Raw genomic sequence first — 14,357 nt, forward strand, 5'->3', positions numbered from 1 at the left:
CCACAACAGCCAGCACCACCCACCAAGGAATCGGAGAGATCATGACCGTCGTAGGAGTTGTCGGTGCCGGGGTCATGGGCATCGGAGTCGCGCACAATCTGGCCCAGTCCGGTTACGAGACCGTCCTCGTCGACATCGACGAGCGGATTCTCACCGACGCCAAGGCGGCCATCAGCCGCAACTGCCGGCTCAGCCGCCTGATGGGCGGACCGGCCCTGGACCCCGACGAGATCCTGGGCCGGATCACCACCGCTGTCGGCGTCGAGGCGCTCGCCAAGGCCGACTTCGTGATCGAGAACGTCACCGAGAACTGGGAGATCAAGCGCGAGGTGCACGCCGAGCTGGACCGCGTGCTCTCCCCCGAGGCGGTCGTGATCGTCAACACCTCGGCGATCCCGATCACCCGCGTCGCCGCGGTCGGCACGCACCCGGAGCGGGTCGTCGGGGTGCACTTCATGAACCCGGTGCCGGCCAAGCCGGTCGTGGAGCTGATCCCCGGCTTCCACACCGCGCAGGAGACCGTCGAGGTCACCCGCCAGCTCCTCAGCGGCATGGGCAAGAAGGCGGTGGACGTCAAGGACGCCTCCGGCTTCGTCTCCAACCGGGTGCTCATGCTGACCGTCAACGAGGCCGCCTTCCTCGTCCACGAGGGCGTCGCCACCGCGGAGTCGGTGGACGAGGTGTTCCGCGGGTGCTTCGGGCACCCGATGGGTCCGCTGGAGACCGCCGACCTGATCGGCGTCGACACGATCCTCTACAGCGTCGAGGTGCTCTACGAGCACTACGCCGACAGCAAGTACCGGCCCTGCCCGCTGCTCAAGCAGATGACCGACGCCGGACTGCACGGCCGGAAGACCGGCCGTGGCTTCTACACCTACGACAACAAGGGATGACGACCATGTCCGAGAACACCACCGCCCAGACCAGCATCCTCTCCTTCATCGAGGCCCGCTTCCCGCAGGCCAGCATCGCCACCGACCAGGACATCTTCTCGCTCGGCTACATCAACTCGCTCTTCGCGATGGAACTGGTGATGTTCATCGAGAAGACCTTCGGCCTCACCATCCCCAACGACGAACTGCGCATCGACAACTTCCGCACCGTCGAGGCCATGGCGGACCTCGTCGCCCGCCGGAGCGTCCCCGTCTCCGTCGACTGAGGAGCCAGACCATGACGAGCTTGACCACGGCGCCGCCCCTCGCGGCGGCGCCGGCGGGGGCCCGGATCACCCGGGACTCGGCACGCGCGTTCGTCGACACCCACATCATGCCGGTGGCCGACGTGTACGACCGGCGGGGCGCGGTCCCCGAGGAGTTGCAGGAGCGGATCGGCGAGGCGGGCCTGTGGGCCCCCTTCTACCCGGCCGCGCTGGGCGGCCAGGACCTTGACCTGGTGACGCTCGGTCAGGTGCACGAGGAGGTGGGCCGGGGATGTTCCTCGGTCAGGTCCCTGCTCACCGTGCACACCATGCTGTCGTGGGCGCTGCTCCGCTGGGGCAGCCCCGCCCAGATCGAGCAGTGGGCGCCGTCGCTGGCCACCGGCGCGGTGCGCGGCGCCTTCTGCCTGTCGGAGCCCGCAGGTGGCGGCAGCGACACCGCGGGCATCCGTACCACCGCCGTCCAGGAGAACGGCGGGTGGCGGCTCAACGGCCGCAAGAAGTGGATCACCGGTGGCCAACGGGCGGACCTGTTCCTGGTGTTCGCCCGCACCGAGTCCAGCGTGATCGCCCTGCTCGTACCGCGCCGGTCACCCGGCGTGCGGGTGATACCGGTGGAGGACGTGCTCGGCACCCGGGCCTCGCTCATCGCCGAGCTGGAGTTCGACGATGTGCGGCTCGATTCCGACGCGCTGCTGGGGCCCAGTTCGTTCGCCTCCGGCATGGTGCTCAGCGGAACCCTCGACCTGGGCCGGTTCTCGGTCGCCTCCGGTTCCGTCGGAATCGTCCAGGCGTGCCTGGAGGCGTCGGCGTACTACACCGCGCAGCGCACGGTCGGTGGCAGCAAGCTCCGTGAACTCCAGCTCATCCGGGCGAAGTTGTCGGACATGGTCACCGATGTGCGGGCGGCCAGGCTGCTGTGCCACCAGGCCGGTGTGCTCAAGGACGCCGGGGACCCGGCGACCATCATGGCCACCTGGGTGGCGAAGTACTTCGCGTCCACCGCGGCGGCCCGGCACTCCACGGAGGCCGTACAGATCCACGGCGCCAATGGAATGAGCGCCGACTTCCCGGTCGCACGGCTGTACCGGGACGCGAAGGTCATGGAAATCATCGAGGGCAGCAACGAGATCCAGCGGATCACGATCGCTGACGAGGCATACCGGGAGTGGGCACTGTGAGCACGCTGACGCAACCGCCGGCCACCGCGCCGGCCACCGGCCCGGCGTCGCCGCCGGACGGTCCGTACCGCAAGCCCGCGCAGGGCAAGATCAAGTGCGTGGTGTGGGACCTGGACAACACGCTGTGGGACGGGGTGCTGCTGGAGGACGGCGAGGTCACCCTGCGCCCCGGTGTGGTGGAGCACATCCGCCGGCTGGACGCGCTGGGCGTCCTGCACTCCGTGGCGAGCAAGAACGACCACGACACGGCCATGGCGAAGCTGCGCGAACTGGGCCTTGAGGACCTGTTCCTGTACCCGCGGATCGGCTGGAACGCCAAGTCGGAGTCGGTCCGGCAGATCTCCGCCAAGCTCAATCTGGGGCTCGACGCGTTCGCCTTCGTCGACGACCAGGACTTCGAGCTGGCCGAGATGGAGTTCTCCGTCCCCGAGGTCACCCGGGTCAACGCGCTCGACATCGACACCGAGCTGAACCGGATCGAGTTCCGGCCGCGGTTCGTCTCCGACGAGTCGGCGCAGCGCCGGGCGATGTACCACAGCCAGCTCGCGCGGGACGAGATCGAGAGCGATTTCGTCGGCACCAACGAGGAGTTCCTGGCCAGCCTGGGCATGACGTTCACCATCGCCCCGGCGGCCCGCGAGGACCTCCAGCGCGCGGAGGAACTGACCATCCGCACCAACCAGCTCAACTCGACGGGCCGCACGTACTCGTACGACGAGCTGGACGCGCTGCGCGAGTCGCCCGACCACCTGCTGCTGGTGGCCACCCTCACCGACCGGTTCGGCTCGTACGGCAAGATCGGCCTGGCGCTGGTGGAGACCGGCGACCCGAACTGGCAGCTCCACATGATGCTGATGTCGTGCCGGGTGATGTCCCGCGGGGTCGGCTCGGTGCTGCTCAGCCACATCATGGAGCGGGCGCGGGAGGCCGGTGCGGGCCTGCGCGCGGACTTCGTGGAGACCGGCCGCAACCGGATGATGCAGATCACCTACGCCTTCAGCGGCTTCCGCGAGGTGGCCAGGGAGGGCGACCGGCTGGTGCTGGGGGCCGACCTGGACCAGATCCAGCCGCTGCCCGGCTATGTCGAGGTCGAGGTGACGCGATGACGACCGTGCTGGAGGCGGCGCCCGCCGCCTCGTGGCTGCCCTTCGCGGAGCAGCCCGGCTGCGCCGGCGTGCGGCTGTACTGCCTGCCGCACGCCGGGGGTTCGGCCTCGGCGTACCGTTCCTGGTTCGGCAGGCTGGGCCCGGTGTCGGTGCGCCCGGTCCAGCCGCCCGGCCGGGAGACCCGGCTGCGCGACACCCCGTACGACCGGATGGACCGGCTGGTGCCGGACCTCGCGGACGCCGTGCTGGCCGACACCTCCCCGGAGGGGGAGACGCGGCCGTACGCGGTGTACGGGCACAGCCTCGGGGCGCTGGTCGGCTTCGAGCTGGTGCGGGAGATCCGGCGCCGCGGCGGGCCCATGCCGGTGCACCTGTTCGTCTCCGGGTGCGCGGCGCCCGGCTCGCCCGACGACGGCGACCCGCCGGTGGCGGGGATGACGCAGGACGAGGTCGTGGCGCTGCTGCGGCGGATCGGCGGCACCCCGGAGTGGATGCTGACCGACCCGACGGTGCTGCGGATGATCCTGCCGCCGTTCCGCGCGGACTTCGGGGTCAGGGACTCCTACGAGTACCGGCCGCAGGCTCCGCTGAGCGTGCCGATCACGGCGCTCGCGGCCACCGACGACCCGCGCGCGGGCATCGCCGACGTGGCGGGGTGGCGCGACCAGACCACCGGGCGCTTCACCTCGCACACCCTGACCGGCGGGCACTTCGCGGTGCTGGAGCAGGCCGCGGTCACCCACCGGTACATCGACCGGGCGCTGCGCGGCACCTGGGGCCCGCAGCTTCCGGGCCTCGCGCCCATCCACCCGCAGGAGGCATCCGTTGTTCACCACTGAACCCGCGCGCCTGCCGTCGCGGCCGGGCGGGCCGCGACGGGAGGCCGGGGACCGGCCGCCGGGGACCGCGGGCGCCGCGGTCCCGGCGGGCCGGACCCTCACCGACTGGTTCCGGCACGGCCTGGCGTTCGACGGCGGGGCCGAGGCGCTGCGCGTCGGCTCCACCGCCGTCGACTACACGCGGCTGGACGCCGCCGCGCGGGCGCTCGCCGGGACCGTCGTCGCGGCGGTCCCCGGCGGGCGGCCCCGGCGGGTCGGCCTGCTGGCCTCCCGTACCGTGACCGCCTACGCCGGTCTGCTGGCCGCGCAGTTCGCGGGCGCGGCCGTCGTGCCGCTGCACCCCGGCTTCCCCGCCGACCGCACCGCCCGGATGATCACCGCGGCCGGTCTGGACGCGCTGATCGTGGACGAGCGCGGCGCCGCCGTGCTGCCGGAGCTGGCCGGGGTCCTCGACGGCGTCCCCGTCGTCGGGGAGCCGGTCGGGGAGCCGTTGGAGCAGCCGCTGCCGACGACGCCCGACGACATCGCGTACATCCTGTTCACCTCGGGCTCCACGGGCACGCCCAAGGGGGTGCCCGTGCTGCACCGCAATGTCGACGCCTATCTGCGCTTCGTGCACGGCCGGTACGGCTTCCACAGCGGGGACGTGTTCTCGCAGACCTTCGATCTCACCTTCGACCTGGCGATGTTCGACCTGTTCACCGGCTGGGGCAGCGGCGGCACCGTGGTGAGCGTGCCGCCGACCGCGTACGCCTCGCTGGAGCGGTTCGTCGCCGAGCAGGGCATCACGGTGTGGTTCTCCGCGCCGAGCCTGGTGTCGCTGCTGCGGCGGCGGCCCCGGGGGCTGCCCGCGGGCAGCATGCCGAGCCTGCGCTGGAGCCTGTTCTGCGGGGAGCCGCTGCTGGCCCACGACGCGCGGGAGTGGGGCGCTGCGGCGCCCGGCTCGGTGGTCGAGAATCTCTACGGCCCGACCGAGCTGACCATCTCGTGCAGTGTGCACCGCTGGGACCCGGTCACCTCACCGTCGTCGTGCGTCAACGACGTGGTGTCGATCGGCCGTCTGCACCCCGGTATGCGGGCGCTGCTGCACGAGCCCACCGAGGACGGCGACGGTGAACTGTGCGTCACCGGCGACCAGATGTTCCCCGGCTATCTCGACCCGGCCGACGACGAGGGCCGGTTCCTGGAGCACGGCGGCGAACGCTGGTACCGCACGGGCGACTTGGTACGGCGGCTGCCCGGCGACGCCTTCGCGTATCTGGGCCGGCGCGACCACCAGGTGAAGATCCACGGGGTGCGCGTCGAACTGGCCGAGGTGGAGTGGGCGTTGCGCCGCGTCGAGGGTGTGAAGGAGGCCGTCGCGGTCGCCGTGGACGGCGAGTTGACGGCCTTCCTGCTCGGTGAGCGGCGGCCTCAGGCGGCCCTGGCCGAGGACCTGGCCGCTTTCCTGCCGCGCGCCCTGGTCCCCCGCCGCTTCGTCCAGGTCGAGGAGTTCCCGCTCAACGCCAACCGCAAGATCGACCGCAAGGCCCTCACGGCGCGCGCCGCGGCGGCCGACCGGTGACGGCGCCCCGCCACCGGGTGGCGGAGCCGGGCGTGCCGCACGGGACCACCGCGCGGACAGCACGCGCGGGGCGGCCGACGCGGAAGGTCCGCGACGGCCGCCCCTGGCGGTACGGGTGCCGGTACGTGCCGGTGTCAGCCCTCCACGAAGGACGCCAGACGGCGGACGGTGAAGTGCTCCAGCAGGTCGGTCGGGGCGAGGTCGCACGAGAGGGCCGCGCGGATGCGCGCCGAGAGCTCGACGGCGACGAGCGAGTGACCGCCCAGTTCGAAGAAGCCGTCATCCGCGCCGATTCCCTCCACCGCCAGGACCTGGCCCCAGATCTCCGCCAGCGCCGCCTCCGTGCCCTCGGCGGGCTCGGCGTACGGGGTGCGCAGCTTCGGCCGCGCGTGGCGCAGCCCGTCGTCGGCGGCCCGCTGCTCCGCCGACGTGCCGTCGCCGGTGACCCACTGGGCGAGCCGCGGGGCGAGCGGCCCGGAGGAGATCACCACATGGGCGAGCCGGTCGGCCGCCGCCAGCGCGCGCTCCAGCAGGGTCAGGCCCTCCGGCACCGCCATCTCGTAGGCCCCGGCGGCCGGATCGCCGTGCGCCTCACGGCGCGCCGCGTCGGTCGCCCAGGTGTCCCAGTCGACGGTGATCCAGCGGCCCTCGCCGCGCAGCCGGGCCCTGCGGGCGTACGCGTCCAGCGCCGCGTTGGCCGCGGCGTGCGGACCGAACGTGACGCCGCCGAGCACCGCGGACAGCGAGGACACGGTGATCCTGCGGTCCTTGGCGCGGTCCCCGAGGACCGCCTGGAGGGTGTGGAAGCCGGCCACCTTGGGGTGCAGGTGCGCGGCGCGGTTCTCCCGGTCGGACAGGTGGGCGATCTCGAACCGGCTCGGGTCCCGCGTACCGGCCGCGTGCACCACCGCGTCGATGCCGCCGAACCGCTCGTCGGCCGCCCGGACGACGGCCCGCATCGCCTCCTGGTCGCCGACGTCCGCGCCCATGGCGATCACCTCGGCGCCGCGCGCTTCCAGATCCAGCACGTTCCTGATGTGCCGGGCGACCCGGTCGTCACCGGCCGACAGCTCCGGCCAGCGCTCACGCGGCGGGAGTCCGCCGCGCGAGGTCAGCACCAGACGGCAGCCGTGGCTCTCCGCCAGGTGCCGGGCCAGGGCCAGGCCGACGTCGCCGAGACCGCCGGTGATCAGCACCGTCTCGCCGTCGCCGAACACCGGACGAGCGGGGTCGGTCTCCTCCAGCGGGTGCGGCTGATAGGTCCGCGCCCACAGGTCGCCGGCCCGGACGGCCGAAGGCCCTTGGTGCGGGTGGACGATCGCGGCCAGCGTCTGGTCGACCGCCGACGGTGTGCCGGCGCCCTCCGCCGGGTCCAGGTCGAGGTGACGGCACGACAGATGCGCGTTCTCCTGGCCGATGGTGGGGGCCAGCGCGGCGAGCGCAGCGTGCTCCGGATGCCGCAGATCGGTGCCGGTCACGGAGACGGCCCCGGCGGTCAGCAGGGTCAACTCGGCCTGCGCGGGCTCGGATTCGGCGGCCAGCACGCCGACCAGGCCGAGCGCGGAGTGCGTTCCCCGCTCCTGCTCCGCGGTGAAGTGCCCGGCGCCGTCGCCCTCGGGTGAGGCGAGCGAGAAGCCGTGCACGAGCGTGCGGGGCGCGACGAATTGCAGGGCCAGCAACTCTCCCAGATCCTCCGGGTGTTCGACGCGTACGGTGAAGTCCCCCGCCGCGTCCTGCCCGAACTCCCCGCCGGGCCTTGCCGTGACGACCTCGGCGCCGGCCACCGCCAGTCGGCGTACCAGCGCCTCGGCGCGCTCCTCGGCGGACAGCACCAGCCACGGCCCGGCCGCGCGCAGCCGCTCGTCCAGATCGCGGGTGGGCAGCGGGCGTTGCCGCCACGCGGGCAGATACGACCACTGCGCGAGGTCGTCGACACGGCCCTCGGCCGGCGGCTTCTCACCGCGGGCTCCCGGCCGCGCCTCCACCCAGTGGCGGGTGCGGCGGAAGGGGTAGGTGGGCAGTTCGGCCCGCCGTCCCTCGCCCTTGTGCAGCGCGGCCCAGTCGATCGCGGCGCCCGCCAGCCACAGTCGGCCCACGGTGGTCACGAGCCAGCGCGCCGCCGACCCGGAGGGAGCGTCGGCCTCGGGGGCGACGGTGACGGTCTCGACGTGCCCGGTCCCGGTGTCACCGGCGGCCCTGATCCGCACGCCGATCGCCCGCAGCCCCTGTTCCAGGACGGCGGAGACGGCAGGGGAAGCGCCGCCCTCGGGGGTTCCCGGCAGCAACGCGGCCGCCGCGGAGGCCAGTTGGGACCGCCAGTCGGCCGGTGCCCGCTCCTCCTCGGCCAGCACCACGGCCGGGTCGTGCCGGGTGGTCTCGCCGTCCACCCAGCGGCCGGGGTCGCCGAGCGCGGCGACCGCGTCCTGGAGGTCGTCGCAGACCACGAAGCGGCGCAGTGCGAAGTGCCCGCGCGAGACCTGGAGGGTGTAGGCGACGTCGGCCGGGTCCAGTTCGGGGTGCGCGGCCAGGTGGCCGCGCAGCCGCTCGGTGACCTCGTCGAGCGCGTCCTGGTCGCCCGCGGAGAAGGCCAGCAGGTGCGGTCCGGGGACGGCGGCGCGGGCGGTACGCGGCGGGGCCTGCTCGATGACGACGTGCGCGTTGGTGCCGCCCATGCCGAAGGAGCTGACTCCGGCCCGGCGCGGCTCGGGACCGGCCGGCCACGGCTGATTGTGCGGCAGTACGGTGAAGCGGTCGGAAGCGGCGGCCAGCGCGGGGTTGGGCTTCTCGAAGCCGGGGATGGCCAGCCGTACGCCGTCGCGGACGCCGAGCGCGGCCCGGATCAGGCCGGTGACGCCGGAGGCCCGGTCCAGGTGGCCGACGGCCGGTTTGGCCGAGCCCAGCACGATCGGTGTCTGCGGTGTCGTCTGGAACACCCGTGACAGCGCGGTCAGTTCGATGCCGTCGCCGAGCGCGGTGCCAGTGGCGTGGCACTCCACGTAGCCGACGGACTCGGGCTTGACGTCGGCGACGTTCAGCGCGGTACGGATCACCGCGGCCTGTCCCTCGACGCCCGGTGCGGAGTAACCGACGCGCTCCTGACCGTCGTTGTTGACCGCGGAGCCCAGGATGACCGCGTGGATCACGTCGCCGTCGGCGAGCGCGTCGGTCATCCTGCGCAGCGCGACCACGCCGACGGCCGCGCCCATCACCGTTCCGTCGGCCGCCGCGTCGAAGCTGCGGACCGTGCCCTGCGGCGAGGTGATGCCGCCCGGGTGGTACATGTACCCGGTCGGCTGCGGCAGCGGCAGGAAGGCGCCGCCGGCCAGGGCCAGATCGCTCTCGAAGGTCAGCAGGCTCTGGCAGGCCAGGTGGACCGCGACCAGCGACGTCGAGCAGAAGGTCTGCACGCTCAGGCTCGGACCGCGCAGGCCGAGCTTGTACGCCACCAGGCTGGTGAGCGAGTCCCGTTCGTTGCCGACCGCGACCAACTGGCCGCCGCCGGGCTCGTCCATGACGTGCGCGACGTTGTCGAGCAGGTAGTCGGGGAAGGCGGAACCGCCGAAGACGCCGACCTGTCCCGGCGGGGCCACCGGCGGGTAACCGGCGTTCTCCAGCGCTTCCCAGGAGCACTCCAGGAAGAGCCGGTGCTGCGGGCCCATCGTCTCCGCCTCGCGCGGCGAGAAGCCGAACGCGGCGGCGTCGAAGTCGGCGATGCCGTCGACCGGCCCGCCCACCCGTACGTAGTGGGGGTTGGCGGCGGTCCGCGCGGAGACGCCCGCCGCGGCCAGTTCCTCGTCGGTGATCTCGCGCAGGCCGCTGACACCGGCCAGCGCGTTGCGCCACAGCGTGGCCACGTCCGGGGCGCCGGGGAAGCGGCCGGCCATGCCGACCAGGGCCACCGCGGAATCGTAGGCGTCGTACGCCTCGTCGGTCTCGTCCGTCTCGTCGGGTATGTCAGACACGATGTCTCCTCACAGCAGGTGGCTGCGGCCCCAGCCGCGAGAGAGCCGGTAGGTGGCGAAGGCGCCGCAGGCCACGCCGATCGCCAGGCAGACCAGCGCCGGGCGCAGCATCCGCGAGGCGTCGCCGTCGATGGCGGCGTGCAGCAGGGACATCGCCCAGTAGCCGGGCGAGGCCGGGGCGATGTGCTGGGCCCAGGCGGGCATCAGGCTGACCGGCACCAGCGCGCCGCCGAGCGCGCTGACCAGCATCGCGCCCAGGTCGGAGACCATGCCGAGGTCGCCGCGGCTGCGGACGACCGTGGCGAGCGCCGTGCCGAGGGCGAGCAGGGTGAAGCCCCACACCGCGACGGCCAGCATGATCCAGCCCAGGGTCGGCGGGACCGGCAGCCCGATCACCAGGCAGCCGAAGATCAGCAGCACGCTCTGCTGGAGCAGCAGGATCACGAAGGCCGGTACGGCCTTGCCCAGCAGGAGCTGGGCCCGTGAGGCGCGGGTGACGCGCAGCCGGTCCCAGGTGCGCCACTCGCGCTCGACCATGATCGAGTTGCCCACGATGGAGAGCGCGAAGACCGAGAACATCACCAGCGGCCCGGTGACCGCCTGGAGCGTGCCGGTCTTGAGCGCGGTCACGTACAGCGGTTTGAAGACCAGCATCAGCAGCATCGGCATCGCGATGTAGCTGATGAGCTGTCCGGGGTCGCGCAGCCGCAGCAGGGCGTTGTACTTGGCCATCAGGCCGGACCGGTAGAGGGATTCAGTCGACATCGAGCACCGCCAGGGATCGGTAGAGGTCGTCGAGGTCGGGCTTGCGGACGTCGACGGAGGTGACCGGCTGCCGCGCCTCGTGGAGCAGCCGCACCAGGGCGGCGGTCGGGTCGGTGGTGGACTCGTGGAGTTCGCTGCCGTCGGCCAGGACCACGCGGACCTCGCCGGGCAGGCCCTCCAGGAGCTGCGCGCTGGTGCCGCGGGCGACCACCCGGCCGCGCTTGGCGACGGCGATGGTCGCGGCGAGTTCGGTGAGTTCGGTCAGGTAGTGGGTGGTGTAGACGACGGCGGCGCCGTCGGCGGCGCGGAGCTTGACGGTGTCGAGCAGCGCCTGCCGGGTCTCCGGGTCGGCGCCCGCGGTGGGCTCGTCGAGCAGCAGCAGGTCGGGGCGGTGGATCATGGCGACGGCCGCCTGCGTACGGCGCTGCTGGCCGCCGGAGAGCACACCGGCCGGGCGGTCGAGGAATTCGGTCAGCCGCAGCGCGGCGGACAGTTCGTCGATGGCGGACGTGAGGGCGCGGCGGCGCAGCCCGGACAGGCCGCCGAAGAACTTCATGTGCTCGCGGACGGACAGCGGCGGGTAGAGGGCGATGTTCTGCGGGGAGACCCCGATCCGCCCGCGCGCCTTGGTGGGCTCCTCGCCGCCGATGCGGACGCCGCCGGAGTCGGCCCTGATGAGCCCGGAGACGATCTCGACGAAGGTCGACTTGCCCGCGCCGTTGTGGCCGACCAGTCCGACGATCTCGCCGCGGTGCGCGGTCAGTTCGAAGCCGTCGAGCGCCTGGACCTCGCCGTAGCGCTTGCTGAGTCCGGTCACTTCGAGCATGGCCCGGTCGCTGTCCTCACCGCTCCTGGCGGCCTGCCGGTCCGGCTTCCGCGACGGTTCGTCCCGCACTCCCGCCGGCGGCGAGGGGGTCCTCAAGCTCATTGCTCCTCCTGGGAATCGGTGTGCTGCCAGTGCAGAACGCGGTGGTCAGGACCGGTGGGCGCCGGGGCGGGGCACCCGTACCGCACGGGGTGGGGCGCCCGCGTCACTGCTCCTCCACCGATTCGGTACGCCGGCGGGTGGGGAAGGAGGCCGCCGGGCGGTGGCGGGGGGCCGTGGAGCGGGGGGCCGGGGTGGTACGGGCCGCGGGGGTGCCGGAGCCGCCGGTGCTGGCGGCCAGGCCGTAGCGGCGCTGGGTGGCCGGGACGCCCCAGGCGGAGGTCTCGACCGGCGTCGCGGGCGTCGAGCCCGCGCCGCCGCGGCCGGGACGCGGGGTCCTGCCGTCGGCCGCTGCCCCGGTCTCGCGGGCCAGCCGCTCCAGCGCCTTGGCCGCCGCCTCGCGCCAGGAGTCGGCACCGAGCCGTTCGAAGGCGCCGAGCGCGCCCCGCAGCCGGGCGGTGGCCTGCTCGTACCGGCGCTCGCGCAGGTCGAGCGTGCCGAGCGAGAACAAGATGGCGGCCTCGCCGAGGGAGTCCCCGGCGCGCTGCGTGGCGCGCAGCGCGTCGGTGCCCGCGGCCCGCCAGTCGTCGTGCGCCCGCTGGACCGCGGCCAGCGCACCGACCGCGACCGCCAGGTGCCAGCACGCCTCGGTCTCGTGGACGTCGGCCGCCTGCCGTACGGCGGCCAGCAGCGACTCGCGCTCGGTGCCGTACCACTCGCCGGGGTCGCTCAACACGGCCCGGAGCATGGGCAGTTCCATCGGCCAGCGGGTGGGGTGGTGGAGTTCGGCGGCCGGGGTGCCGCCCTGGCGCAGCAGCGCCTCGTCGGCCAGCGTCAGCCACGCGCCGAGCAGCCGCCGCCGCGGGGCCGACTCGTCCTGGTCCTCGGCCAGTTCCGCCAGGCACTCGGCGGCGTGCAGCCGGGTCAGGCCGCGCAGCCGGTAGCGGGCGGTGACGCCGCTGCCGCCGACCGGGTCGACCAGCCGGGCGTCGACCAGCGTCTCCAGCACGTCCACGGCCGACGCGGTCGCCACGTCGAGCAGCGGGGCCGCGGCCCACGCGGGGAACTCCGCCGTGGGCAGTCCGCCGAGCCGGGCGAAGAGCTGCCGTGCGGGCGCGGCCAGTTGCTCGTAGGTGCCGCGCAGCGCGGCCCGGACGTCCAGGCCCTGGTGGAACAGCTCGTCCAGCCGGCGGCGTTCGTCGCGCAGCCGCGCGGTGAGCTGGGCCAGGCTCCAGTGCGGGCGGGCGGACAGCCGGGCGGCGGCGGCGCGCAGTGCCAGCGGCAGCCCGTCGCACAGCTCGGCCAGTTCGATCGCCTCGCTGGGCTCGGCCGCCACCCGCTCGCGGCCGGTCATCGCCGCGAGCAGTTCCACGGCCTCGGGGATCTGCGGCACTTCCAGCTCGACGGTGTACGTGTCGGCGGGCGCCGACAGCCGGGCCCGGCTGGTGACGAGCACACCGCAGGTGGGGGTGCCGGGCACCAGGGGGCGCAGCAGCGTGACGTCGGCGGCGTCCTCGACGACCACCAGCATCCGGCGCTCGGCCAGCGCGCTGCGGTAGAGCGCGGAGCGGCCGTCCAGGGACTCCGGTACGGCGGCAGCGGTGAAGCCGAGCGCCCGCAGGAAGCGTTCCAGGACGTCGGAGACCTCGCGGGGACCTGCGCCGACCGGCAGCCTCGCGTACAACTGGCCGTCGGCGAAGGCCGGGGCGAGGGCGTGCGCGGCCTCGACGGCGAGCGCGGACTTGCCGACGCCCGCGCAGCCGGTGATCACGGCCATCGGCGCCGAGGGCGCGGACAGCCGGTCGGTCAGTTCCGCCAGGACGTCGGCGTGGCCGGTGAAGTCGGTGATCCGGGCCGGGAGCATCCGCGGCAGCGGCAGCGGCGCGGTCGCGTTGACGGTGGCGGGGGCGGCGGTCTGCGGGAGGTCCAGGTCGCCGGAGCCGTTGAGGATGGCCAGCTCCAGCTTGAGCAGCACCGGCCCCGGCTCGATGCCCAGCTCCTCGATGAAGGTGCGCCGCACCTGGTGGTACGCGGCCAGCGCCTCGGCCTGCCGCCCGCAGCGGTACAGCGCGGTCATGAGCTGCACGGCGGGGCGCTCGCGCAGCGGGAATTCGGCGGCCAGCGCGCTGATCTCGCCCAGCACCTCGTGGTGCAGGCCCAGACGCAGCTCGGCGTCCAGGCACTCCTCCAGCACCTCGAAGCGGCGCTCGGAGATCCGTACCAGCTTCGTCTGCACCACGGGGCTGTCGACCTCGGGCAGCGGGTCGCCGTTCCACAGGTCGAGCGCCTCGCGGAAGGCGGCGCGGGCGGCGGCGGGCCGCCCGTCGGCCGCGGCGGCCCGGCCGCGGGCCGCCAGCTCGTCGAAGACGTGCAGGTCCAGCTCGCCGGGGGCGAGGTCGAGGGTGTAGCCGAGGCCGTGCATGCGGATGCGCTTGCCGAGCCCGGCGCGCTCCATCCGCTGGCGCAGCGCCGACACGGCGGTCTGCACCTGGGAGCGGGCGGTCGCGGGCGGGGCGCCGCCCCAGACCGCGTTCACCATCGTTTCGAGTCCCACACCGCGGCCGGTCTCCAGCAGCAGCAGCGCCAGCACGATCTGCTGCCGCCGCGCCGTGACCGCCACCTGCTGCGAGCCGCGCACCTCGAGGGAGCCGAGTACCCGGAACCGGACCGCGGTGCCCACCGGGGCGGCGGGCGCCTGCCCGTCCACGGTGGGCTCACCCGTCAGGTCCGTTGTCGAGTCCGATGTCGAGTCCGCGGGCGGGTTCGCAGCCGGGTCCGGCGTGGGGTCCGCCGTGGCTCTGGCGGGGAGGGGTGATGCGATCGCCATGTCCGTCAGCCTTCCTTGCAACGTGAGGCTCG

10 protein-coding genes are annotated in these 14,357 nt (G+C 73.6%); 6 read left to right on the forward strand and 4 right to left on the reverse strand.

The window, feature by feature from the left end:
• The first annotated feature begins 41 nt into the window (after positions 1–41).
• The 6 genes from ACIOC1_RS24780 to ACIOC1_RS24805 are packed head-to-tail and all read left to right on the forward strand — an operon-like array spanning position 42 to position 5,846.
• Positions 42–893 (forward strand): 3-hydroxyacyl-CoA dehydrogenase NAD-binding domain-containing protein, encoded by an 852-nt coding sequence (locus ACIOC1_RS24780; protein WP_355341416.1) that lies wholly within the window; start codon positions 42–44, stop codon positions 891–893.
• 5 nt (positions 894–898) lie between these two features.
• Positions 899–1,159 carry an acyl carrier protein gene (locus ACIOC1_RS24785; protein WP_188282225.1) on the forward strand — a complete coding sequence of 87 codons (261 nt, stop codon included), beginning with the start codon at positions 899–901 and terminating at the stop codon, positions 1,157–1,159.
• An 11-nt stretch (positions 1,160–1,170) separates the two neighbouring features.
• Complete coding sequence (locus ACIOC1_RS24790; RefSeq protein WP_355341413.1) at positions 1,171–2,337, forward strand: acyl-CoA dehydrogenase family protein; 1,167 nt, start codon at positions 1,171–1,173, stop codon at positions 2,335–2,337.
• Positions 2,334–3,443 carry an HAD-IIIC family phosphatase gene (locus ACIOC1_RS24795; protein ID WP_355341410.1) on the forward strand — a complete coding sequence of 370 codons (1,110 nt, stop codon included), beginning with the start codon at positions 2,334–2,336 and terminating at the stop codon, positions 3,441–3,443. The genes ACIOC1_RS24790 and ACIOC1_RS24795 overlap by 4 nt, the downstream gene beginning before the upstream one ends.
• Positions 3,440–4,282 (forward strand): thioesterase domain-containing protein, encoded by an 843-nt coding sequence (locus ACIOC1_RS24800; RefSeq protein WP_355341408.1) that lies wholly within the window; start codon positions 3,440–3,442, stop codon positions 4,280–4,282. Before ACIOC1_RS24795 ends, ACIOC1_RS24800 begins: the two co-directional genes overlap by 4 nt.
• Positions 4,269–5,846 (forward strand): AMP-binding protein, encoded by a 1,578-nt coding sequence (locus ACIOC1_RS24805; RefSeq protein WP_401856385.1) that lies wholly within the window; start codon positions 4,269–4,271, stop codon positions 5,844–5,846. Before ACIOC1_RS24800 ends, ACIOC1_RS24805 begins: the two co-directional genes overlap by 14 nt.
• A 134-nt stretch (positions 5,847–5,980) precedes the next feature.
• Here the strand turns inward: ACIOC1_RS24805 and ACIOC1_RS24810 are convergent, their stop codons facing one another.
• From ACIOC1_RS24810 to ACIOC1_RS24825, 4 genes are all read right to left on the reverse strand, one after another.
• Positions 5,981–9,808 (reverse strand): SDR family NAD(P)-dependent oxidoreductase, encoded by a 3,828-nt coding sequence (locus ACIOC1_RS24810; RefSeq protein ID WP_401856386.1) that lies wholly within the window; start codon positions 9,806–9,808, stop codon positions 5,981–5,983.
• A gap of 9 nt (positions 9,809–9,817) precedes the next feature.
• Positions 9,818–10,573, reverse strand: coding sequence for an ABC transporter permease (locus tag ACIOC1_RS24815; RefSeq protein ID WP_355341399.1), 756 nt, complete (start codon positions 10,571–10,573; stop codon positions 9,818–9,820).
• The gene (locus tag ACIOC1_RS24820; protein WP_355341396.1) at positions 10,563–11,501 is read right to left on the reverse strand and encodes an ABC transporter ATP-binding protein; all 939 of its coding nucleotides are present in this window, start codon (positions 11,499–11,501) and stop codon (positions 10,563–10,565) included. The genes ACIOC1_RS24815 and ACIOC1_RS24820 overlap by 11 nt, the downstream gene beginning before the upstream one ends.
• A 103-nt stretch (positions 11,502–11,604) precedes the next feature.
• Positions 11,605–14,325, reverse strand: a complete 2,721-nt coding sequence (locus ACIOC1_RS24825; RefSeq protein WP_401856387.1) for a BTAD domain-containing putative transcriptional regulator — start codon at positions 14,323–14,325, stop codon at positions 11,605–11,607.
• Positions 14,326–14,357: the final 32 nt, after the last annotated feature.

This window comes from Streptomyces sp. NPDC088197, assembly GCF_044741185.1.
Taxonomy (GTDB): domain Bacteria; phylum Actinomycetota; class Actinomycetes; order Streptomycetales; family Streptomycetaceae; genus Actinacidiphila.

Excerpts from the sequence above, each read along its gene's own strand:
- ACIOC1_RS24780 (WP_355341416.1), top strand. The coding sequence starts at position 42 with ATGACCGTCGTAGGAGTTGTCGGTGCCGGGGTCATGGGCATCGGAGTC.
- ACIOC1_RS24785 (WP_188282225.1), top strand. The coding sequence starts at position 899 with ATGTCCGAGAACACCACCGCCCAGACCAGCATCCTCTCCTTCATCGAG.
- ACIOC1_RS24790 (WP_355341413.1), top strand. The coding sequence starts at position 1,171 with ATGACGAGCTTGACCACGGCGCCGCCCCTCGCGGCGGCGCCGGCGGGG.
- ACIOC1_RS24800 (WP_355341408.1), top strand. The coding sequence starts at position 3,440 with ATGACGACCGTGCTGGAGGCGGCGCCCGCCGCCTCGTGGCTGCCCTTC.
- ACIOC1_RS24815 (WP_355341399.1), bottom strand. The coding sequence starts at position 10,573 with ATGTCGACTGAATCCCTCTACCGGTCCGGCCTGATGGCCAAGTACAAC.
- ACIOC1_RS24820 (WP_355341396.1), bottom strand. The coding sequence starts at position 11,501 with ATGAGCTTGAGGACCCCCTCGCCGCCGGCGGGAGTGCGGGACGAACCG.
- ACIOC1_RS24825 (WP_401856387.1), bottom strand. The coding sequence starts at position 14,325 with ATGGCGATCGCATCACCCCTCCCCGCCAGAGCCACGGCGGACCCCACG.